We start from the raw sequence: 21,970 nt of genomic DNA, 5'->3' as shown, positions 1-21,970 counted from the left end.
GGTCGGCATCTGTTGAGTCTTTGAGCGCACACTCCACCTGACGACAAAGGAATCGAGAAGCCCTGCGGGGCTCACGGAGGTTATTCCCTTGGCTGCTGCTCGCAACGCATCCACATCCACCACCACCAAGAACGGACGCGGAGCTTCCCGTCTTTCGTTCGCCAAGATCTCCGACACGCTGACGGTCCCTGACCTTCTCGCCCTGCAGACCGAATCCTTCGGTTGGCTCGTCGGTAACGACGACTGGAAGGCTCGCGTCGCCGAGGCCAAGAAGGCCGGCCGCACCGACGTCAACGAGATCAGCGGTCTCGGCGAGATCTTCGAGGAGATCTCTCCGATCGAGGACCTCGGCGAGACGATGCAGCTCTCGTTCACGAACCCCTACCTCGAGCCGGAGAAGTACTCGATCGAGGAGTGCAAGGAGCGTGGCAAGACCTACGCCGCTCCGCTGTACGTCGAGGCCGAGTTCATGAACCACCTCACGGGTGAGATCAAGACCCAGACGGTCTTCATGGGCGACTTCCCGCTCCAGACGGGCAAGGGCACGTTCATCATCAACGGCTCCGAGCGCGTCGTCGTGTCGCAGCTCGTGCGCTCGCCGGGTGTCTACTTCGACAAGACCCCCGACAAGACGTCCGACAAGGACATCGTGTCGGCACGCGTCATCCCGAGCCGTGGTGCCTGGCTCGAGTTCGAGATCGACAAGCGCGACCAGGTCGGCGTCCGCGTCGACCGCAAGCGCAAGCAGTCCGTCACCGTCTTCCTCAAGGCGCTGGGCATGACCAGCGAGGAGATCCTCGCGGAGTTCGCCGGCTACACCTCGATCGAGGAGACGCTCGCGAAGGACACCATCGTCACGAAGGAAGATGCGCTCCGCGACATCTACCGCAAGCTGCGTCCGGGCGAGCAGGTCGCCGCCGAGGCCGCCCGTGCGCTGCTGGACAACTTCTACTTCAACCCGAAGCGCTACGACCTCGCCAAGGTGGGTCGTTACAAGATCAACCAGAAGCTCGGTCTCGACCAGCCGCTGAACTCGTCGGTCCTGACCGTCGAGGACATCGTCGCGACGATCAAGTACCTCGTGCGTCTGCACGCCGGTACCGAGGAGACCTTCTCGGGCATCCGCTCGGGCAAGAAGGCCGACATCCGCCTCGCGACCGATGACATCGACAACTTCGGCAACCGTCGGATCCGCGCGGTGGGCGAGCTGATCCAGAACCAGGTCCGCACCGGTCTGTCCCGTATGGAGCGCGTCGTCCGCGAGCGCATGACCACTCAGGACATCGAGGCGATCACGCCGCAGACCCTGATCAACGTGCGTCCCGTCGTCGCCGCGATCAAGGAGTTCTTCGGAACGTCGCAGCTGTCGCAGTTCATGGACCAGAACAACCCGCTCGCGGGTCTGACGAACAAGCGTCGTCTGTCCGCGCTCGGCCCCGGTGGTCTCTCGCGTGACCGCGCCGGTGTCGAGGTCCGTGACGTCCACCCGTCGCACTACGGCCGCATGTGCCCGATCGAGACCCCGGAAGGCCCGAACATCGGTCTGATCGGTGCGCTCGCGACGTTCGCGCGCATCAACTCGTTCGGTTTCATCGAGACCCCGTACCGCAAGGTCGAGGGTGGCGTCGTCACCGAGCACATCGACTACCTCACGGCTTCGGAAGAGGTCGACTTCAACATCGCGCAGGCGAACGCCCCGCTCGATGCCAAGGGTCGCTTCATCGAGAGCCACGTCCTGGCCCGCCCCAAGGGCGGCAGCGGCGAGGTCGACATGTTCCTCCCGGAGGACATCGGCTACATCGACGTCTCGCCGCGCCAGATGGTGTCGGTCGCGACCTCGCTCGTGCCGTTCCTCGAGCACGACGATGCACAGCGCGCCCTCATGGGTGCCAACATGCAGCGTCAGGCTGTGCCGCTGCTGCGCAGCGACTCGCCGCTCGTCGGAACCGGTATGGAGGGCTACACGGCCATCGACGCCGGTGACGTGCTCACCGCCGAGAAGGCCGGTGTCGTCACCGAGGTCTCCGCGGACCGCGTCGTCGTCATGCTCGACGAGGGGGGAACGCAGGAATACCACCTCCGCAAGTTCGACCGCTCCAACCAGGGCACGTCGTACAACCAGAAGGTCGTCGTCAACGCCGGTGAGCGCGTCGAGGTCGGAGAGGTCATCGCCGATGGCCCCGCCACCGAGAACGGTGAGCTGGCACTCGGAAAGAACCTCCTCGTCGCGTTCATGACGTGGGAAGGCTACAACTTCGAGGACGCGATCATCCTCAGCCAGGACCTGGTGAAGGACGACACCCTCTCTTCGATTCACATCGAGGAGTACGAGGTCGACGCTCGCGACACCAAGCTCGGCAAGGAGGAGATCACCCGTGACCTCCCCAACGTCAGCCCTGAGCTGCTGAAGGACCTCGACGAGCGTGGCATCATCCGCATCGGTGCCGAGGTCCGCCCCGGCGACATCCTCGTCGGCAAGGTCACGCCGAAGGGTGAGACCGAGCTGTCGGCCGAGGAGCGTCTGCTCCGCGCGATCTTCAACGAGAAGAGCCGCGAAGTCCGTGACACCTCGCTGAAGGTGCCTCACGGTGAGCAGGGCACGATCATCGCCGTCAAGGAGTTCAACGCCGAGGACGGCGACGACGAGCTCGGCTCCGGCGTGAACCGCCGCGTCGTGGTCTACATCGCCCAGAAGCGCAAGATCACCGAGGGTGACAAGCTCGCCGGCCGTCACGGCAACAAGGGTGTCATCGCGAAGATCCTCCCGATCGAGGACATGCCGTTCCTCGCGGACGGAACTCCGGTCGACATCGTGCTGAACCCGCTCGGCATCCCGGGTCGAATGAACTTCGGCCAGGTGCTGGAGACCCACCTCGGGTGGATCGCCAAGCAGGGCTGGAAGGTCGAGGGCAAGCCCGAGTGGGCCGCCCGTCTGCCGGAAGAGGCATTCGAAGCCGCTCCCAACACGAAGGTCGCCACCCCGGTGTTCGACGGTGCGAGCGAGGAGGAGATCGCCGGTCTCCTCAACGTGACCACCCCGACCCGCGACGGCGTGCGCCTGATCGACTCGACCGGAAAGACGCAGCTGTTCGACGGCCGCTCCGGCGAGCCGTTCCCGGCTCCGATCTCCGTGGGCTACATGTACATCCTGAAGCTGCACCACCTGGTCGACGACAAGATCCACGCACGTTCCACGGGTCCGTACTCGATGATCACCCAGCAGCCGCTCGGTGGTAAGGCGCAGTTCGGTGGACAGCGCTTCGGTGAGATGGAGGTGTGGGCCCTCGAGGCCTACGGCGCCGCGTACGCGCTCCAGGAGCTCCTCACGATCAAGTCCGACGACATCCTCGGCCGCGTCAAGGTGTACGAGGCGATCGTCAAGGGCGAGAACATCCAGGAGCCCGGCATCCCCGAGTCCTTCAAGGTGCTCATGAAGGAGATGCAGTCGCTCTGCCTGAACGTCGAGGTGCTCTCGGCCGACGGCACGCTGGTCAACCTCCGTGACACCGACGACGAGGCCTTCCGTGCAGCGGAAGAGCTCGGAATCAACATCTCCAGCCGCTTCGAGGCCGCCTCGATCGACGAGATCTAAGGTCTGGGCCGCCGCCCCGTGCGGCGGCCCAGCCTCCCCGATTTCTTCAGAAGAATTCCGACACAGGAGAATTAGTGCTCGAGTCAAACACTTTCGACGAGCTTCGCATCGGCCTGGCCACTGCGGACCACATCCGCGCGTGGTCGTACGGTGAGGTCAAGAAGCCCGAAACCATCAACTACCGCACGCTGAAGCCGGAGAAGGACGGTCTCTTCGGAGAGCAGATCTTCGGCCCGTCCCGCGACTGGGAGTGCGCCTGCGGAAAGTACAAGCGTGTCCGCTTCAAGGGCATCGTCTGCGAGCGCTGCGGCGTGGAGGTCACCAAGAGCTCCGTCCGTCGTGAGCGCATGGGTCACATCGAGCTCGCCGCTCCCGTCACCCACATCTGGTACTTCAAGGGCGTGCCCTCGCGTCTGGGTTACCTGCTCGACATGGCGCCGAAGGACCTCGAGAAGGTCATCTACTTCGCCGCGTACATGGTGATCTCGGTCGACGAGGATGCTCGTCACCGCGATCTCGGCACGCAGGAGAACAACATCCGTCTCGAGCTCAAGACGCTCGGTGACCGTCGCGACTCGAAGATCGCCGAGCGCCTCGCCCGCCTGGAGGAGGAGCTCGCTGCCCTCGAGGCCGAGGGTGCCAAGGCCGACGTCAAGAAGAAGGTCAAGGACGCCGCCGAGAAGGAGATGTCGCTCATCCGCAAGGGTGCCGACGAGGCGATCGCCAAGCTCGAGCGCGTGTGGGAGGACTTCCGCACGCTCGAGGTCGGCGCACTCCGCCCCGAGGATGACGTCTTCCACGAGCTGCAGGACCGTTTCGGTCAGTACTTCGAGGCCTACATGGGCGCCGAGTCGATCCAGCGTCGCCTCGCGGCCTTCGACCTCGTCGCCGAGGCGGAGAACCTGCGCCTGCAGATCTCCGAGGGCAAGGGTCAGCGCAAGATCCGCGCGATCAAGCGCCTGAAGGTCGTCAGCTCGTTCCTGGAGACCGGCATGAGCCCGGCCGCCATGGTCCTCGACGTCGTTCCGGTGATCCCGCCGGAGCTGCGCCCGATGGTGCAGCTCGACGGTGGCCGCTTCGCGACCTCCGACCTCAACGACCTCTACCGTCGTGTGATCAACCGCAACAACCGTCTTCGTCGTCTGATCGACCTCGGTGCCCCCGAGATCATCGTCAACAACGAGAAGCGCATGCTGCAGGAGGCCGTCGACGCACTGTTCGACAACGGTCGCCGTGGTCGTCCCGTCACCGGTACCGGCAACCGCGCCCTGAAGTCGCTCAGCGACATGCTCAAGGGTAAGCAGGGTCGTTTCCGTCAGAACCTGCTCGGCAAGCGCGTCGACTACTCCGGCCGTTCGGTCATCATCGTCGGCCCGCAGCTGAAGCTGCACCAGTGTGGTCTGCCCAAGCAGATGGCTCTGGAGCTCTTCAAGCCGTTCGTCATCAAGCGTCTGATCGACCTCGGTCACTCGCAGAACATCAAGGCCGCCAAGCGTGCCGTCGAGCGCACCCGTCCCGAGGTCTGGGACGTGCTCGAGGAGATCATCCGTGAGCGTCCGGTTCTGCTGAACCGTGCACCCACGCTGCACCGCCTCGGCATCCAGGCGTTCGAGCCGCAGCTCGTCGAGGGTAAGGCCATCCAGCTGCACCCGCTCGTCTGCGCCGCGTTCAACGCCGACTTCGACGGTGACCAGATGGCTGTGCACCTGCCGCTGTCGGTCGAGGCTCAGGCCGAGGCCCGCGTGCTGATGCTCGCCTCGAACAACATCCTGAAGCCGTCCGACGGACGCCCGGTCACCCTGCCTTCGCAGGACATGATCATCGGTCTGCACCACCTGACCACGGTCAAGGCGGGCGCAGCCGGTGAGGGCCGTGCATTCGGTTCGGTGGGCGAGGCGATCCTGGCCAAGGACGAGGGAACCCTCGACCTGCAGGCGAAGATCCGCATCCGCATCCCCGGTCTGACGTTCCTCGAGGGCGAAGCCCCCGAGGGCTACGAGCGACACGGTCTCGTGGACGCCTCGCTGGGTCAGGCGATCTTCAACGACACGCTGCCGAAGGGCTACCCGTTCGTCCGCGAGCAGGCAGACAAGAACAAGCTGTCGCAGATCGTCAACAAGCTGGCCGAGGAGTACCCCAAGGTCGAGACCGCTGCATCGCTGGACCGCATCAAGGACGCCGGCTTCTACTGGGCCACGCGCTCCGGTGTGACCGTCGCCCTGAGCGACATCCTGACCCCGCCGAACAAGGCGGAGATCGTCGCGGGCTACGAGAAGCAGGCCGCGAAGGTCCAGTCGCAGTACGAGAAGGGTCTCACGACCGACTCGGAGCGTCGCCAGGAGCTCATCAAGATCTGGACCGAGGCGACCGACGAGGTTCAGGCGGCCATGAAGGCCAACTTCCCCGAGGACAACACCATCAACCGCATGGTGTCGTCGGGTGCTCGTGGTAACTGGCTGCAGATCCGGAACATCGCCGGTATGCGTGGTCTGGTGAACAACCCCAAGGGTGAGATCATCCCGCGTCCGATCATCTCCTCGTACCGCGAGGGTCTGTCGGTGGCGGAGTACTTCATCGCGACGCACGGTACCCGTAAGGGTCTGGCCGACACCGCTCTGCGTACCGCCGACTCGGGTTACCTGACCCGTCGTCTGGTGGATGTCTCGCAGGACGTCATCATCCGCGAGGACAACTGCGGCACGTCGAAGGGCCTCGAGCTCCCGATCGCTGCGGTGGACTCGACCGGCACGCTGGTTCGCGACGCCAACGTCGAGAACTCGGTGTTCGCTCGTACGCTCTCCTCCGCCGTCATCGACAGCAACGGCGACGTTCTCGCCGATGCCGGTGAAGACGTCGGCGACGTGCTGATCGACAAGCTGGTCGCGGCGGGTGTCGAGACCATCAAGGTGCGCTCGGTCCTGACCTGCGACTCCGCCGTCGGTGTCTGCGCGCAGTGCTACGGACGTTCCCTGGCGACGGGTAAGACCGTCGACATCGGCGAGGCCGTCGGCATCATCGCGGCACAGTCGATCGGTGAGCCCGGTACCCAGCTGACGATGCGTACCTTCCACACGGGTGGTTCGGCATCGGCGGATGACATCACGCAGGGTCTTCCCCGTGTGCAGGAGCTCTTCGAGGCTCGTACCCCCAAGGGTGCGTCCCCGATCTCCGAGGCCGACGGTCGCATCACGATCGACGAGACCGACAAGGGCAAGAAGGTCATCCTGACGCCCGACAGCGGCGACGAGCCCGTCATCTACCCGGTGCTGAAGCGTGCGACGCTTCTCGTCGAGGATGGACAGCACGTCACCGTCGGTCAGCCGATCCTGGTCGGAACGCTGGACCCCAAGGAGATCATGCGCGTCATGGGTGCTCGCGAGGTGCAGCGTTACCTCGTCGGCGGCGTCCAGGGCGTGTACCGCTCGCAGGGTGTGCCGATCCACGACAAGCACATCGAGGTCATCGTCCGCCAGATGCTCCGCAAGGTCACCGTCGTCGATCACGCCGACACGACTCTGCTGCCGGGTGAGATGGTCGATCTCAAGCGCTACCAGACGATCAACCGCGAGGCTGTGGCAGAGGGCAAGCGCCCCGCGTCCGGCCGTCCGGAGCTGATGGGTATCACGAAGGCGTCGCTCGCGACCGAGTCGTGGCTGTCCGCTGCGTCCTTCCAGGAGACGACCCGCGTGCTCACGCAGGCCGCCATGGAGGGCAAGCGCGACCCGCTGGTCGGTCTCAAGGAGAACGTCATCATCGGAAAGCTCATCCCCGCCGGAACCGGTCTCTCGAAGTACCGCGACGTCACGGTCGAGGCCACCGAGGAAGCCAAGAGCGAGCGCTACCCGAACCGGATCTTCGCATCCGACGGCGCGTACGCGGACGGCGACTTCGGCTACGTCGACTTCGACGCGTTCTCGACGGACGACATCACCCCCGGTACCTACAACTGATTGAGGCGAGAGCCGGCGAGCTTGCTCGTCCGGCCGAGCCGATTGAAGTTTGTCGAGCGACGAAGTCGCGACATAACTGAGTACTGAGTGACTGAGAAGGCCCCAGGCGATTCGCCTGGGGCCTTCTTCGTGTCCGAAGTCCCGTCGGTCTCGCCGTCGGGAGGAGATCTCCGGTTCGGGAGGAGGGTCCAGCCGCCTGTCTCCTCCCGAACCCGAGAACCCCGCCCGAACGGGTGACGCGATCAGTCGAACAGACTCGCCACGATCGCGGAGGTGTAGCCCGTGGGGGCGAGGTTCGAGTAGCGGGTGTCGATCAGCACGTCCTGGCGCCAGAACAGGGTACGGCCGTCGGTGACGGGATACTGCGCGTTCGGCCAGGTCTTCTCACAGCGGGTACCGCCGTCGGGCGTGAAGCAGGAGAAGCCCTCGTCGTCGGCCAGCGCATTCAGCATATCGAGCGCCGGGCCGCGGTTCATCTTCGAGATCGTCGTCGTGAGCCCCGTCGTGTCGGCGCCGGGATCGCCCCAGATGCAGGTGAGCGTGCCGTCGCTGCCGACACCCGAGGGGCCGAAGGCGGCGTCGTTGAGAGGGATGCCGTCGAGCTGCGCCAGCACGTCGTCCGAGAGGATCGCGCGGCAGTCGCTCGGCAGGGCGATCGGAGCGACAGACGGCGTCGGGCTGGGGGAGGGGGACTCGGTCGTGTCCGGACCGTCCGTCTCGGATGCGTCGGGGCTCGAGGACGGCTCGGCGCCGTCACCACCTGTCTGCGGGGCGCACGCAGCGAGCGCGGCGATCAGGGCGAGAGCAGCGGCGGCACCGGCGAGTCGGACGTTCATGGCCACACCGTACTGCCCGGAGCGGCAGGGGTGGGGAAGGATCGCGGCATTCCCCCGCGCCCTCCCCGGCGCGGTAGTGTCGGCGGGTGAGCAACGTGACTTCTCCTGCCGGTTCCGTGGTCGTGATCGGCGATGCCCTGATCGACGAGATCCGTGACGATTCCGGTGTGCGCGAGCTGGTCGGCGGTGCAGCGCTGAACGTGGCTGTCGGCCTGCGGCGCCTGGGCGTCGCGACGACCCTGATCGCGATGGTCGGTGACGACGAGGCGGGCGCCCACATCCGCGAGTACCTGTCCGACCATGGAGTTCGACTGATCTCGAGCGAGGCCCCGCACGGGTCGTCGCGGGCGGTCGTGCAGCGCGCGGCGAACGGCGAGCCCCAGTACGTCTTCAACGACGCGGCGCAGCAGCGCAGCATCCGCTATTCCGAAGAGGCGCGCCAGGCGATCGCGGATGCCGGTCTCGTCGCGATCAGCTGCTTCCCCTTCGACGTGCCGGCGGAGGTCGACGCGCTCGTCGACGCTCTGGGCGATGCGCGCGTCGCGGTCGACCCCAATCCGCGTACCGGCATGCTGAGCGATCGCGCGAAATTTGTGCGCGGGTTCGAGCGTCTCGCAGCCGATGCCGCGATCGTGAAGGTCGGGGCCGATGACGCGGCCATCCTCTACGACGGCGACCTGGATGCTCTGCGTGCGCGCCTCCGTCGTCTGGGCGCCGCCGCCGTGCTGGCCACCGCCGGTGCCGACGGCGCCACGATCGACACGGATGCCGGCGTCGCCGCGGCGCCGATCGCGCAGCTCCCCGGAGCCGTGATCGATACGGTCGGCGCGGGGGATGCGACGCTCGCAGCCGTGTCGGAGGGTCTGGTCTCGCAGTCGCCGACCGAGCTGGGGGAGTGGCGTGCGCTGCTGTCGCGGGCCATGGATGTGGCCGCAGCGACCTGCCGCGCAGAGGGCGGACTGCTGCGTACTCCGGAGTCGCTCGCGGACTCCGGCCGCGGCGTGAACGGCAGCTGACGGTTCGATTTCTTGCACCCGCCTCGGGCAGGTATGATTATCTTTCGTGCCCCCGGTTGGCTGTTCAAGTCGGACGGGTGCGCTCTGGCGAGTTACCCAAGCGGCCAAAGGGATCTGACTGTAAATCAGACTGCTCAGCATTCGGGGGTTCGAATCCCTCACTCGCCACCATCTTCGACAAAGGCCCCGCATGCGCGGGGCCTTTTCGCTTCGTCTCACCGTCAGCACCGTCGATACAGTGCCCCATGACCCCGAGCATGTGCCGCGGACTCATTCCCAGCGCCCGGGCAGGCTGGTACGCGGGGGAGCGGGATCCCGCGAACGCGTGACACCGAGGCCCCGCATCGGCCACACTGAGTGTCATGGGATCAGCGTTGACCACCATCGGATTGCCCGTCGCCCTCGGCATCATCATGCTGGGGCTCGGACTCAGCCTCACTCTCGCCGACTTCGCGCGGGTGCTGAAGCAGCCGAAGGCGGTGATCATCGCGCTGCTCTGCCAGCTCATCCTGCTCCCGGCGATCTGCTTCGGACTCGTGCTGGCCTTCCAACTGCCGCCGGTGCTCGCGGTCGGCATGATGATGCTGGCCGCATCGCCCGGTGGCACGACCGCGAACCTCTACAGCCACCTGTTCCGCGGCGACATCGCTCTGAACATCTCGCTCACCGCCGTGAACTCGGTGATCGCGGTCATCACCCTCCCACTCATCACGAACTTCGCGATCGCCTACTTCCAGCCCTTCGACGACCGCCTCGGCCTGCAGTGGTCGAAGACGCTCGAGGTGTTCGCGATCGTGCTTCTTCCGGTCGCGCTCGGCATGCTGATCCGCCGCTTCCGTCCCAGGTTCGCCGACGGCATGGACAAGCCGGTGCGCATCGCCTCCGTGATCATCCTGATCGTCGTGATCGCCGGGGCGGTGGCGTCGAACTGGTCGCTGCTCGTGTCGAACGTCGCGCAGCTCGCTCTCATCACCGTGCTCTTCTGTCTCATCAGCCTGGCGATCGGGTTCCTGGTGCCCCGTGCGCTCCGCGTCGGACGGCGCCAGGCGATCGCGACGTCGTTCGAGATCGGCATCCACAACGCCACACTCGCGATCGTCATCGCCCAGTCGGTGCTCGGGTCGACGGAGCTGAGCCTGCCGGCCGCGGTCTACGGCGTGCTGATGTTCTTCATCGCGTTCGGCTTCGGATTCCTCATCCGTGACCGGTCGGCGGCAGCCACGCTTCCCGCGAAGGGCGACGTCGACGCCTGAGCCGCGCGGACTCTCTCTCGCGCGCCGAGAGGACATAGCCTTGATCGGTGTGCATGCTCGCATTCCCGTTGAAATAAAATAGTATTGCCAATACTATGGTGGAAGAGAGTGGAGCGGAGATGCTCCGCAGCGGGGAAGGACGACGATGACGACAGTTCTGTACACCGGAGGTGCCGGCCGTATGGGCAGGGTGATCCGGGAGGGTCTCTCCGGTCGATACGACCGCGTCGTGCTGTTCACGCGTCGCGCTCCGGAGGAGCCGTTGCACCCGGGGGAGGAGGTCGTCATCGGCGACCTGGCCGACCTCGACGGTCTCACGAAGGCGGCGGAAGGCGTGGATGTCATCGTGCACCTCGGCGGCATCGCCGACGAGTCGACCTACGAGAGCATCCGCACTTCCAACATCGACGGGACGTACCACGTGTACGAAGCCGCTCGTCGGGCCGGCGTGCGCCGCGTCGTCTACGCGAGCTCGAACCACGTCGTCGGCTTCCACGACGCGACCGAGACTCTCGACGAGAGCGCGCCGCTTCGTCCCGACACCTTCTACGGGGTCTCGAAGGCCTTCGGCGAAGCGCTCGCCAGCCTCTACCACGACAAGTGGGGGGTCGAATCGGTGCTGCTTCGCATCGGCACCTTCCGCCCCGCGCCGGAGGATCAGCGTCAGCTCGCGCTGTGGCTGAGCTGGCGGGACGGCATCGAGCTCACGCGCTGCGCGATCGAGAGCGGGCCGGTCGGCTGCCAGGTCGTCTACGGCTGTTCGGCCAACACCGGCTCCTGGTGGAACGGGCAGGCGGGATGGGATGCGATCGGATTCGTCCCGAAGGATGACGCCGCTGATCATGCCGAAGGTGTCGACCGCGACGCCCCCGCGCCCCGCTATCACGGTGGTGCTTTCACGGCATCCGACTACGAAGGAGGCATCTGGTGACCATCGCACAGAACGTCGACGTGCTCATCACGACGGCTTTCCTCGCTCCCGGCGACGAGGTCGATCAGATGCTGACCGCAGCCGGCCTCACGACCCGCCACGAGGCCGACCTCGCGGCGCTCTCCGCTGACGACCGCGCGGCGCTGCTCGGCGGAGTGCGTGCGATCATCGCCGGCACCCGTCCGTTGGGCGCCGAGGAGCTGACCCAAGCCGTGAACCTGAAGGTCGTCGTGCGCACCGGCGTCGGCTACGACAGCGTCGACGTCGACACCGCCACCCGTCGCGGCATCCCGGTGTGCATCACGGCCGGGGCCAACCGCCAGGCGGTCGCGGAGCACGTGTTCGCGCTGCTGCTGGCGTCCGCGCGCCGGATCCCGGAGAACATCCGCAATCTGTCCGACGGCCACTGGGAGCAGCTCACGGGACGTGAGCTCCAGGGCGCCACCCTCGGCATCCTCGGACTCGGCTCGATCGGCAAGGCGGTCGCCTCGATCGGGCGGGGGTTCGGCATGGACATCGTCGCGTACGACCCCTACTTCGACCAGGAGTTCGCCGCGGCGAACGGGGTGCGTCCCGCCGACCTCGAAGACGTGCTGGCGCAGTCAGACTTCGTCACGCTGCATCTCTTCCTCGACGACTCGACCCGCAACCTCATCGACGCCCAGCGGCTGGCGCTGATGAAGTCCGATGCGATCGTCATCAACACCGCCCGCGGCGGCATCATCGACGAGCAGGCGCTGGTCGAGGCCGTGAACGCGGGAGTGATCGGCGGTGCAGCGCTCGACGTCTTCGCCGAGGAACCGCTGCCTCCGACCAGTCCGCTGTTGCACACGCCGGGGATCCTCGCGACGACCCATGTCGCCGGGGCCACCCGCGAGGCACGAGGGGAGTCCGGCCGCATCGCCGCGACGACCGTCATCGACGTGCTCGGAGGGGGAGAGCCCCGCTTCGTCGTGAACCCCGACTACCAGGGGGTGCCCGCATGATCACCCTCTACAGCGGACTCGTCGTCCGTCAGGCGCTCGAGGAGACCGTGATCCCGATCTTCGAGAAGGCGACGGGCGAGCGTGTCGAGGCGACGTTCGAGCCGACGACCGTGCTGCTGAGCCGCATCGCGGAAGGAGAGCGCCCCGACCTCGTGCTGGGCGTGTCCTCATCGGTACGGGGTCTGGCCGACCAGGGCGTGCTCGGTCACGAGGGCCTCGCCGACATCGCGGTGTCCGCCGTCGGCTTCGCCCGGCTCCCCGAGAGCCCCGCGCCGGCCGATGAGTCGGCGGAGAGCTTCCTGGAGTACCTGCGCGCGGCATCGGCCGTCGCCTACACGCTGAGCGGTGCGAGCGGCCTGCACTTCATGGAGGTGCTGCGCACGCACGATCTGTTGGAGGTCATCGACGAGCGAGCAGTCCGCTTCTCCGCGGGGCTCACGGCGGATGCCGTCGTCGACGGCCGGGCGAGCGTCGCGATCCAGCAGATCAGCGAGCTGCGGGCGGTCGCGGGGCCGCACATCGTGACGCCGATCCCGCACGCCCTCCAGTCCTACGCGTCGTTCGCGATCGGCGTGCGCCCCGGAGCCCCGGACACGGCGGCCGCCTTCGCCACAGCGCTCGGAGCGCCTGACGCGCGCCGCGCCTTCGAATCCGTCGGGCTGAGCGCCCCCTGACATCGGGCGCCGCAGGGCGTCATCACGGAAGCTGCGACCGAACCCGTCGCACTGACGAGAAGAGAGAACATGAGAAAAGTCATCGTGGACACCGACACGGGAGTCGACGACGCGCTGGCGCTGATGCTGCTGGCCGCCGACCCCGAGGTCGAGATCCTCGCTGCGATCAGCGTCTTCGGCAACTGCGAGAGCGCCCGCGCCGCCGACAACGCGCGCTACGTGCTCGACACCTGCGGACGTACCGACGTCCCCGTGTACCGGGGCGCCGCGGTGCCGCTGCGTCAGGAGCTGCGGTTGAACCCGGGCATCCACGGCGAGGACGGATTCGGGAACACCGGCCTGCGCCCAGCGACGCCGGTCCCTGCCGAGCCCGACGGCGTGCAGGTGCTGCTCGACCTGGTCGATGCGCATGACGGCGAGATCGACTACCTCGCGCTCGGCCCGCAGACGAACCTCGCGCTCGCCCTGCAGCGGGAGCCGCGACTGCTGGAGCGACTCCGCAGCACGACCATCGTCGGCACCCTCGGCCCGGCGCTCTACAACGACACCGAACCCTGGGCGGACCGACGGTTCCGCGTCTCGCGTGACCCGAACGTGTCGTTCGACATCGACGCTGCGCAGGAGGTCGCCCGCCACGAGGGCGATGTGACCTGGTGCGGACCCTACGTGACGCGTCAGGCACTCGTTCCCGAGGACTTCTTCCTCGAGATCGCCGCGGCGACCGACTCACCGCCCGCCAAGCTGATCACCGCGATCAGTGCGGACTACGCCGGCTTCTACACGCGGTCGTACCCGCAGCCCGATGACCATCGCGTCATGGGCATCAACGACAGCCTGGCCGTCGCGACCCTGCTGCGACCGGAGCTCGTCGCCGGAGCGGTCCGCCGCCCGCTGCAGACCTTCCAGGACCCGGCGACCGGGGACCGGTACCTCGCCGGCGTGCATCCGTCTCGCGACGAGACCCGTCCGCAGCACCGCGTCATCTTCGACATGGACTTCGACGGTGTGCTCGACCTCATCGGCGAGACCCTCCGTCGTCCGCTTCCCTGGCGCTGACCCACTACCCCCCCCCGATAGCATCACCCCCCCCGTGAGCGAAGGAGCTCTCCCGTGACGCAGGAAACCACCACCCGACCCGTCGACGACGCCCCCTCGCGTCGGCACGACACCCGCAACCTCTTCGCGCTCAGCGCGGGCCACGCTCTCGAGTGGTTCGACTGGGCGATGTTCGGACTGCTCTCCGTCTACATCGGCAACGCCTTCTTCCCCGGCGACAGCCCGGCGTCGGCGACGCTCAACTCGCTGGCCGTCTTCGCGGTGGGCTTCATCTTCCGCCCGATCGGCGGCGTGGTGTTCGGCCTCGTCGCGGACCGCGTGGGCCGCAAGATCGTGATGATCGGATCGGTCGGGGTCACGGCCGCCGCGAGCCTCGTGATCGGCGTGCTGCCGACACACGAGACCCTCGGCGTCTGGGCCGGCATCATCGTGCTGCTCATGCGCATCGTGCAGGGCATCTCGACCGGTATCGAGGCGCCGCTGAGCCAGGCATACGGGCTGGAGCTGGTGCCGGAGCGCCCGGGCTACGTCGCCGGCTTCATGGCGTTCTTCAACAACCTCGGCAACCTCCTGGCCCCGCTGACGGCTTTCGGCGCCAGCGCGCTGCTCGGCGCCACCGCGATGGGTGAGTACGGATGGCGCATCCCGTTCATCCTGGGTGGCGTGCTCGGCATCCTCGTGCTGTGGCTGCGCCGATCGCTTCCCGAGACGCTGCCGCAGGGCGTCGTCGGCGCGAACGGCGAGGTGGCGACCCGCACCGAGACGATCGAGGTCTGGCGCGGCGTGCGCCACTACTGGCTGAGCGTGGTCGCCGTCGTCTTCGTGATCGGCGCGATCATGGCGTACAACTACACCTGGCTGTCCGGCTTGCCCTCGCTCGCGACGGGTGCATTCGGTGAGGACCCCACGGCCGTGTTCGCGGTCTCGACGACGTTGAGCGTCGTGCTGACCCTCGGAGCGCTCGTGCTCAGCCGGATCCTCGACAAGTGGGCGCTCTCGCGCTGGTTCCTGGTCGGACGCCTCCTGGCGATCCCGACGATCTTCCTGGTGCTGCTCTACAACGACGGCGGCATCGGCCCGCTCGCCGGTGTCATGCTGGGTGGCTCGCTCGTGCTGCTGCTGAACCTGACGATCTACAACGCCGTCGCCAACTCGCTGTTCCCGCAGCACATCCGCGGCACGGCCATGGGCCTCGGCTACGGCGTCGGCGTCGCGCTCTTCGGCGGCACCGCCTCGTACCTGTTCGTGTGGCTGCAGAGCATCGGCGCGGGCTGGATCTTCCCGATCTACATCGCGGTCCTCTGTGCGATCAGCGTCGTGCTCTACGTGCTGGCGAAGAAGCGCAACGGAGTGTTCGTGGGTTCCTGACCCTGACCGCACGACGAAGGGCGTGTGGGATCCGATCGCGGATTCCCACACGCCCTTCGTCGTGTGTCTGCGCTGGTCAGTTCGGCGGACGCAGCGCGTCGACCTGTGCAGGGGTCAACGGGCGGGTGGCGACCCCGCGGAGCAACAGGAAGAGCTTCGCGGTCTCCTCGAGCTCCTCGAGCGCATCCATGGCCGCGGAGAGCGTCTTGCCCGCGACGACGGGTCCGTGATTGCTCAGCAGCAGGGCCACGTGGTCGCGCGCGGTGCGTTCCGCGAGAGCCTCCAGCGCGTCGTCTCCTGGCGCGTAATACGGCAGCAGCGGAAGGCGCCCGATCCGCATCGCGAAGTACGCCGTGAGCGGGGGGAGCGCGTCGCTCGGGTCGAGGTCCGCCAGGCAGGACACGGCTGCCGCGTGGGTGGAGTGCGTGTGCACGACCGCCTGGGCGCCGGGGCGGGCCCGCAGCACGGCTGCATGCAGGAAGGCTTCCTTCGACGGAGCGGGACCTCCCAGGTGCCGGCCCCGATCGTCGATCAGCGAGAGCTCGTCGGCGGTCACGGTGCCCAGACTCGATCCGGTCGGGGTGACCAGGATGCCGCCTTCGGCCCGCACCGACAGGTTGCCCGTGCTTCCGTGCGTGAGCCCCCGGTCGAACAGCGACCGGGCGGCGCGGATGAGGTCGTCGCGCCGTGCGTTCATGAGGTGCTCTCCTCTGAGGCGCGCACCAGGAGGTCGGGGTCACCGAAGTTGCCCGACTTCAACAGGAATCGCGTGCCGTCGTCTCCGTGGATCCACGGCACTCCGCGAGCTGCTTCCGCGCCGATCTCGCCGGCACGCACGTCGAGGGCCGCGATCACGGCGCCGGAGGTCTCGCCGCCTGCGGTGAGGAAGCGCGTGACTCCACGATCACGGACACCGTGGGCCACCTGCGAGATCGCATCCTCCAGGATGGCGGCTGATTGCTCGATGCCCAGTCGCTCCTGCACCGCATGCAACTGCTCGGGCGGGAGGGAGGCGTAGATCAGGGGTGCGGGAGCAGCCGGATCGAGGGCGTCGTACCACGCGAGTGCCTCGGCGGCGAGAACGGCCGGGTCCTGAGATGCGAGCGCGTCGAGGCGGTGCATCGGGCGTCCCGCATCGGCCATCGCGTCGATCTGCTCCAGCGTGCGCCGGGAGCAGCTGCCCGCGAGCACGATCGTGCGGCCGCTGCCGTCTGCCGGCGGAGTCGGATGCTCCGCGGAGGGGCGGCTCTCGACGAGGGCGCGGGCGAGTGCTCCGGCGAGCCCTGCGGCTCCCGCCAGCAGAGGCGCGTCCAGAGCGGCGCGGGCGATCGTCAGCAGATCGTCGTCGGTGACGGCGTCGGGGAACACATAGCGGGCGTCGTGCTGCGGGTCGGCGATGGCCGCGCGCAGCCCATCAGACCCGCCACGCACGAGGTCGAGGGGCAGAACCCGGCTCGACGGCGCGGGCAGTTGTCGATCGAGCAGCCGCACCAGGTCGGAGTCGCGCATCGGGGTGAGCGGATGGTCGCGCATGGGGGACTCGGCGAGGGGAACGCCGTTCACGAAGAGCTGCCCATCGGAGACCGTGCGGCCGTGCTCGGGAGAACTCGGCGTCGTGACGACGCGCCCGGCGCCGACGAGCGACGCCAGGGCCTCGAGCACCGGACCGATGTTGCCGTCGACGGTCGAGTCGAATGTCGAGCAGTACTTGAGATACAGCTGATCCGCGCCCTGGGCCTGCAGCGCCTTCGCCGCCGTGAGCGACTGGGCGACGGCATCTGCTGCGGGGATCGTGCGGGTCTTGAGCGCCACGACGGCCACGTCCCAGGCCGGGTCGATCGCGTGGGCGTGCGGTTCCCCGAACACGATGCCGGTGCGCAGTCCCTGACGGCGGCAGGCGACCGCGACATCGGTTCCGCCGGTCACATCGTCGGCGATGATCCCGATCATCGGGCGGACTCCGCAGAGAGGAGGTCGCGCAAGGCGACGGCAGAGCTGGCAGGACCGGACAGCACGGGGACGCCGAGCGCCGTCGCCAGATCGTGCGCCGCTGGAGCCAGCGAGTACTGCGCGAGGAAGACGGCATCGACCTGCGAGGCGTAGGGCACGCAGGCCTCCGACAGCGCGGCGAGCAGCGCGCGGGAATCCTGGGCCTTCGTGGCGGCCATGGCCGCGGGGACCGCGATCCCTGTCACGTTCGTTTTGCTTTCCGCCGCGCGCAGAGCCGTCGTCAATTGCTCGACCGAATCGTCCTTTGCTCCTTCGAAGGAGGCCACCACCAGCACCGAGCCGTATCCGGCCGCGGCGATCTCACGGAAGGCCGCCTCGTCAGGGGCCAGCACGGGAGCATCGCGTCGGACGTCGGCGGCCACGGGTCCGTAAAGGGAGCAGGTGAGCAGCACTCCGTCGGCGCCCTCCGCCAGCGCATGGTCGATCAGGCGCACCATGCGAGCGCGGAGGGGGTCGTCCAGGCCACCGCGTTCATCGGCATCGCTGAGCAGACGATCGTCGAGGATGTTCCACACCTCTGCGTCGGGATACAGCTCGTCGAGCGCCGATCGAGCCGGTGCGATGGCCGCGGTGACGGCGCTGATCAGGGCGATTCTCGGGCGAGCGTTCATGCGGAGATCTCCTTCATCCAGCCGAGGCCGGTCGCGGTGTCGGTCAGCGGCTGGTACTCGCAGCCGATCCAGCCGTCGTATCCCGAGTCGCGGATCGCGGTGAAGATGCGATCGAAAGCGATCTCGCCCGTCCCCGGCTCATGGCGGCTGGGTGGGTCGGCGATCTGCAGGTGTGCGATCTGCTCGCGGTGCGCGAGGAACGTGGGGATCAGATCGCCCTCGTCGATCTGCGCGTGATAGAAGTCCATCAGCAGGCCGGTCTGATCGCGACCGACGGTGTCGACGACCGCCGCGGCCTGCGCCTGCGTCTCGAGGATGAAGCCGGGGGCGTCGCGCTTGTTCTGCGGTTCGAGCAGCAGACGGATGCCGGTACCGCGCGCCTGCTCGGCAGCCCAGGCGATGTTGGCGACATAGAGGGCGAAAGCGCGGTCCCGCTGCACGTCGTCGGGGATGATGCCCCCGACGACGTGCAGGAACGGGGCCTCGAGGGCCGTGGCGTACTCGAGACCTCGCAGCACCCCGTCGCGGAAGGCGTGTTCCGCGCCGGGGACGCATGCGAGCCCTTGGCGGGTGGGAGAGCCCGCCGGACCCATCGGAGTGTTGATCAGGATCTGCGTGAGACCGGCCTGCGCGAGCAGCTCCACGAGACGGCCCGGCGCGTACTCGTACGGCGCGGGGTACTCGACGGCGTGGAAGCCGGCGCGGGCGGCCGCGTCGAACCGCTCCTCGAAGGGGTGCTCGGTGAACAGCCATTTGAGGTTCGCATCGAAGCGCAGGGGGGTGGTCATGTCATCTCCTGAGGGCGGATGGGTCGGGCGCGGTCACGCGCGGGTCAGCGGATGCTCCGATCGACTTCGCCGCGCACGCCGTCCGCGAAGAACCCGATCCGTGAGGACTGCTCCGCCAGACGCACGGCGTCGGTGCCGTCGAGGGCGAGTGCCACATCGTGTCCGGGGACGAGAACGCCGGACGTGTCGCGCAGCAGCGACCGCAGGCGATCGACGCTCGCGCGGCTGGCATCCGCATCCATCGTGGAATCGACGACGAGCGTGTTGAGCTCGAACACGTTCTTCACCGCGTCCCCCGCGAACACGTGCGAGCGTTCCGCGGCGTCCACATGGAAGGCGAGGTGTCCCGGGGTGTGTCCCGGGCTCGCGATCGCCGTGATGCCCGGCAGGATCTCCTGCCCGTCGCGCATCCGCTCGACGCCGTCGCGGCGACGCAGCAGCTCCTGGATGTGCAGATCGGGGATGAACTTGGTGCCGGCCGGCTGGGTGGATGCCCAGGCCAGCTCCTCCTCACCGACCCAGGTCGTGGCGTTCGGGTACATCGTGAAGTTGCCCACGTGGTCCCAGTGCAGGTGCGTCACCACGACATCCGTGATGTCGCCGGTGTCGAGCCCGAGCTCGGCCAGCCCCTCGTGGATGAGCGGGATGTAGGCCGGAGGGCCGGCGTCGATGAGTACGCGACGATCCCCCTGGTGGAGCAGCCACAGGCTGCTCCACCCGAAGGCACCGTGCGAGGACGACTTCCCGGGGAAGCCGTCGACGAGCGAGTGGAGTTCGTACATGCCTCAATCCTGCGCCTTCGAGGCCAGGGATCCACGCGAGAACTTCGCGGTCAGCGTCGCGCCGACGGCCAGCAGCAGGCCGGCGAGGATGAACGGGATCGTGTAGGAGCCCGTTCCGTCGACCAGGAAGCCGGTCACGATCGGCGCGAGAAGCCCGAACGTGTTGCCGCCGACCTGGACCAGGGCGAACACGCGGCCCTTCGAGGGGTTGCCCTGGATCAGGTCACCGGCGAGGGCGAAGTTCAGGGTCATCGCCGAGGTGATCATGATGAGCACCCAGGCGATCAGGATGACGATCGCCACCACGTTGTCGACGAACGGCAGCACCAGCAGGGGGAGTGCGGCCACCATCGCCGTGGTCACGAGCTTGCGGCGGCCACCGGAGTGCAGCTTGTCCGCCGGGACGAGGCGGTCTGCGATGTACGCCAGGATGATGCTGCCGACGGCCGCCACGGCGTAGGTGATGCCGGTGACCCAGCCGGAGCCGAGTCCTTCCAGGCCGCGCTCCTTCTCGAGGTAGAGCGGCATGAAGGAGAGGAAGAGGTAGTTCGTGTACGCCGCGCAGCCGTGCGCGATCAGCAGGCTCCACATCGTGCGGGTGCGCAGCAGGACGGGGAGGGTGAGGGGCTTGCTGGAGTAGCCCTGCGCGGCGACCTGCGGGTCGACCCGCTCGCGCAGGATGAACTCGCGCTCGGCGGGCTTGAGCCACTTCGTCTTCTCCGGGGTGTTGTAGACGAGCAGCCAGATGAGGCCGAACACGATGCCGACGCCGCCGAGGATGAAGAAGGAGGCGTGCCAGCTCAGCGAGGCGATGAGGTACGCGGCGACCACGGCGCCGATCGCCGGTCCGAAGAGTGCCCCGGCGTTGAGCAGACCGGTGAAGCGGGCGCGCTCCTGGCGCGGAGCCCACTCGGAGATCACGGAGTTGCCGACCGGGTACATGGGTGCTTCGCCGGCACCGAGGAGCAGACGGGCGATGACGAGGGCCGTGAGTCCGGTGGCGGCTCCGGTCATGCCGGCACCGATCGACCAGACGATGATGCTGATCGGCAGCAGGAGACGGGCTCCCCAGCGGTCGGCCATGAGCCCCACCGGGATCATCAGTGCGAGATACGCCCAGCTGAAGACCGAGGTGAGGATTCCATACTGCCCGGTCGTGAGGCCGAACTCCTCGATGATGTGGCTTCCGGCGATGGACCAGTTGATGCGGTCCATGTAGCCGAGCGTCACCAGGAGCATGAGGCCGATGCCGATGATGTATCGGCGGCCCCCCACGGCTGTGCGCGTGGCTGAGGCGAGTTGTTCAGTCATCGTTGACCCTTCAGGAAGAAATACTATCGACAATAGTATTGCGACTGTAGCGGGGCGGATCACCTGATCGCAAGATCCCGCATCGGGATCGAGCGGGGGATCAGGGGTCGAGCAGACGCCCCGCCGACGCCTCGATGTGTTCGCGCATCCGCTCGGTCGCCAGATCCGCATCCCGAGAGCGGATCGCATCGAGGATGGCCCGGTGCTCCGGAGCAGCCCACTTGGCGCCCGTGCGTCCGAGCTTCGAGAACAGGCGGAACCGCTGGATCTGACCGGCGAGGGTCGTGTACGCGTTCTCGAGGAAGGGGTTGCCCGCGTGCGCCGCGATCAGGCGGTGGAATCGATCGTCCGAGCGCCAGTAGATGCGGAAGCCCTCGGTCTCGCGGTCGGCATGGTCGATCGTGGACTCGAAGTCGCGCACGGTCTCCTCCAGCGAATCCACGAACGCGTCGGTCGCACGGGCAGTGGCCTCGGCGGCGAGGTGCGGCTCGAGCAGCAGACGCGCGTCGCGCAGCTGGCGCACCTCGGTGAGGCTCATCATCGGTGCCACGCGGTAGCCGCGCAGAGCTTCGCGGTGCACGAGCCCGGTGTGCTCCAGGCGGGCCAGAGCCTCACGCAGCGGAGTGGGGCTGACGTTGAGCTCGCGGGAGAGGGCACCGATGTTCAGGGGCTCCCCGGCGCCACGGATGCCGTCCATGAACTGGCTGAGCAGAACTTCGTACATCTGGTCTGCGACGGGCGTGCGGGATCCGCTCTCTGCCACCATTGCCTCCTCCGGCCGCGAAGGGCCTGGACCCATTCTTACC

17 protein-coding genes and 1 tRNA gene are annotated in these 21,970 nt (G+C 67.5%); 10 read left to right on the top strand and 8 right to left on the bottom strand.

Going from position 1 to position 21,970, the window contains the following annotated elements:
* Positions 1 to 88: 88 nt before the first annotated feature.
* Together rpoB and rpoC are read left to right on the top strand one after the other, a co-directional pair.
* Complete coding sequence (gene rpoB / locus FB560_RS14535) at positions 89 to 3,592, top strand: DNA-directed RNA polymerase subunit beta (protein WP_141873035.1); 3,504 nt, start codon at positions 89 to 91, stop codon at positions 3,590 to 3,592.
* A gap of 74 nt (positions 3,593 to 3,666) precedes the next feature.
* Positions 3,667 to 7,542: a DNA-directed RNA polymerase subunit beta' gene (rpoC, locus tag FB560_RS14530; protein ID WP_141873034.1), complete on the top strand. Its 3,876-nt coding sequence runs from the start codon at positions 3,667 to 3,669 to the stop codon at positions 7,540 to 7,542.
* 242 nt (positions 7,543 to 7,784) lie between these two features.
* On the opposite strand, the gene FB560_RS14525 is transcribed toward rpoC, so the two are convergent.
* Positions 7,785 to 8,378: a hypothetical protein gene (locus FB560_RS14525; protein ID WP_141873033.1), complete on the bottom strand. Its 594-nt coding sequence runs from the start codon at positions 8,376 to 8,378 to the stop codon at positions 7,785 to 7,787.
* 86 nt (positions 8,379 to 8,464) lie between these two features.
* Here FB560_RS14525 and FB560_RS14520 point away from each other — a divergent pair, with 86 nt between their 5' ends.
* The 8 genes from FB560_RS14520 to FB560_RS14485 all read left to right on the top strand — a co-directional run bounded on the left by FB560_RS14520 (position 8,465) and on the right by FB560_RS14485 (position 15,662).
* Positions 8,465 to 9,394, top strand: coding sequence for a PfkB family carbohydrate kinase (locus tag FB560_RS14520; protein WP_141873032.1), 930 nt, complete (start codon positions 8,465 to 8,467; stop codon positions 9,392 to 9,394).
* An 86-nt stretch (positions 9,395 to 9,480) separates the two neighbouring features.
* Positions 9,481 to 9,565, top strand: a tRNA-Tyr gene (locus FB560_RS14515).
* A 191-nt stretch (positions 9,566 to 9,756) separates the two neighbouring features.
* On the top strand, positions 9,757 to 10,647 hold the full coding sequence (locus FB560_RS14510; protein ID WP_141873031.1) for a bile acid:sodium symporter family protein: 891 nt from the start codon (positions 9,757 to 9,759) through the stop codon (positions 10,645 to 10,647).
* Positions 10,648 to 10,792: 145 nt separating this feature from the next.
* Positions 10,793 to 11,578: an NAD-dependent epimerase/dehydratase family protein gene (locus FB560_RS14505; RefSeq protein ID WP_141873030.1), complete on the top strand. Its 786-nt coding sequence runs from the start codon at positions 10,793 to 10,795 to the stop codon at positions 11,576 to 11,578.
* Complete coding sequence (locus FB560_RS14500; protein ID WP_141873029.1) at positions 11,575 to 12,564, top strand: phosphoglycerate dehydrogenase; 990 nt, start codon at positions 11,575 to 11,577, stop codon at positions 12,562 to 12,564. Before FB560_RS14505 ends, FB560_RS14500 begins: the two co-directional genes overlap by 4 nt.
* Positions 12,561 to 13,238 carry a substrate-binding domain-containing protein gene (locus FB560_RS14495; protein WP_141873028.1) on the top strand — a complete coding sequence of 226 codons (678 nt, stop codon included), beginning with the start codon at positions 12,561 to 12,563 and terminating at the stop codon, positions 13,236 to 13,238. The genes FB560_RS14500 and FB560_RS14495 overlap by 4 nt, the downstream gene beginning before the upstream one ends.
* Positions 13,239 to 13,307: 69 nt before the next feature.
* A complete protein-coding gene (locus FB560_RS14490; protein WP_141873027.1) occupies positions 13,308 to 14,294 on the top strand; it encodes a nucleoside hydrolase in 987 nt (328 codons plus the stop codon).
* A 54-nt stretch (positions 14,295 to 14,348) separates the two neighbouring features.
* A complete protein-coding gene (locus FB560_RS14485; RefSeq protein WP_229673043.1) occupies positions 14,349 to 15,662 on the top strand; it encodes an MFS transporter in 1,314 nt (437 codons plus the stop codon).
* A 76-nt stretch (positions 15,663 to 15,738) separates the two neighbouring features.
* Here FB560_RS14485 and otnC read toward each other — a convergent pair whose 3' ends face one another.
* From otnC to FB560_RS14450, 7 genes are all read right to left on the bottom strand, one after another.
* Entirely contained in the window at positions 15,739 to 16,359 is a 621-nt protein-coding gene (gene otnC / locus FB560_RS14480) for a 3-oxo-tetronate 4-phosphate decarboxylase (protein WP_141873026.1), read from the bottom strand.
* Positions 16,356 to 17,612, bottom strand: a complete 1,257-nt coding sequence (gene otnK / locus FB560_RS14475; RefSeq protein WP_141873025.1) for a 3-oxo-tetronate kinase — start codon at positions 17,610 to 17,612, stop codon at positions 16,356 to 16,358. The genes otnC and otnK overlap by 4 nt, the downstream gene beginning before the upstream one ends.
* Positions 17,609 to 18,283, bottom strand: coding sequence for an aspartate/glutamate racemase family protein (locus FB560_RS14470; protein ID WP_141873024.1), 675 nt, complete (start codon positions 18,281 to 18,283; stop codon positions 17,609 to 17,611). The genes otnK and FB560_RS14470 overlap by 4 nt, the downstream gene beginning before the upstream one ends.
* Positions 18,280 to 19,071: a hydroxypyruvate isomerase family protein gene (locus FB560_RS14465; protein ID WP_141873023.1), complete on the bottom strand. Its 792-nt coding sequence runs from the start codon at positions 19,069 to 19,071 to the stop codon at positions 18,280 to 18,282. Before FB560_RS14465 ends, FB560_RS14470 begins: the two co-directional genes overlap by 4 nt.
* A gap of 44 nt (positions 19,072 to 19,115) precedes the next feature.
* Complete coding sequence (locus FB560_RS14460) at positions 19,116 to 19,853, bottom strand: MBL fold metallo-hydrolase (RefSeq protein ID WP_141873022.1); 738 nt, start codon at positions 19,851 to 19,853, stop codon at positions 19,116 to 19,118.
* Between the two features lie 3 nt (positions 19,854 to 19,856).
* A complete protein-coding gene (locus FB560_RS14455; protein WP_170198144.1) occupies positions 19,857 to 21,164 on the bottom strand; it encodes an MFS transporter in 1,308 nt (435 codons plus the stop codon).
* Between the two features lie 100 nt (positions 21,165 to 21,264).
* Positions 21,265 to 21,927: a GntR family transcriptional regulator gene (locus tag FB560_RS14450; protein WP_229673044.1), complete on the bottom strand. Its 663-nt coding sequence runs from the start codon at positions 21,925 to 21,927 to the stop codon at positions 21,265 to 21,267.
* Positions 21,928 to 21,970: the final 43 nt, after the last annotated feature.

It is taken from the genome of Microbacterium saperdae, from assembly GCF_006716345.1.
In the GTDB taxonomy this organism is placed as follows: domain Bacteria; phylum Actinomycetota; class Actinomycetes; order Actinomycetales; family Microbacteriaceae; genus Microbacterium; species Microbacterium saperdae.
This window is presented reverse-complemented; position numbering and strand designations above follow the sequence as displayed.

Bases quoted from the DNA above. Each gene is read 5' to 3' on its own strand.
- FB560_RS14460 (WP_141873022.1), bottom strand. From the start codon at position 19,853: ATGTACGAACTCCACTCGCTCGTCGACGGCTTCCCCGGGAAGTCGTCC.
- FB560_RS14525 (WP_141873033.1), bottom strand. From the start codon at position 8,378: ATGAACGTCCGACTCGCCGGTGCCGCCGCTGCTCTCGCCCTGATCGCC.
- FB560_RS14495 (WP_141873028.1), top strand. From the start codon at position 12,561: ATGATCACCCTCTACAGCGGACTCGTCGTCCGTCAGGCGCTCGAGGAG.
- FB560_RS14455 (WP_170198144.1), bottom strand. From the start codon at position 21,164: ATGACTGAACAACTCGCCTCAGCCACGCGCACAGCCGTGGGGGGCCGC.
- FB560_RS14465 (WP_141873023.1), bottom strand. From the start codon at position 19,071: ATGACCACCCCCCTGCGCTTCGATGCGAACCTCAAATGGCTGTTCACC.
- FB560_RS14490 (WP_141873027.1), top strand. From the start codon at position 13,308: ATGAGAAAAGTCATCGTGGACACCGACACGGGAGTCGACGACGCGCTG.
- FB560_RS14470 (WP_141873024.1), bottom strand. From the start codon at position 18,283: ATGAACGCTCGCCCGAGAATCGCCCTGATCAGCGCCGTCACCGCGGCC.
- FB560_RS14505 (WP_141873030.1), top strand. From the start codon at position 10,793: ATGACGACAGTTCTGTACACCGGAGGTGCCGGCCGTATGGGCAGGGTG.
- otnC (WP_141873026.1), bottom strand. From the start codon at position 16,359: ATGAACGCACGGCGCGACGACCTCATCCGCGCCGCCCGGTCGCTGTTC.
- otnK (WP_141873025.1), bottom strand. From the start codon at position 17,612: ATGATCGGGATCATCGCCGACGATGTGACCGGCGGAACCGATGTCGCG.
- FB560_RS14510 (WP_141873031.1), top strand. From the start codon at position 9,757: ATGGGATCAGCGTTGACCACCATCGGATTGCCCGTCGCCCTCGGCATC.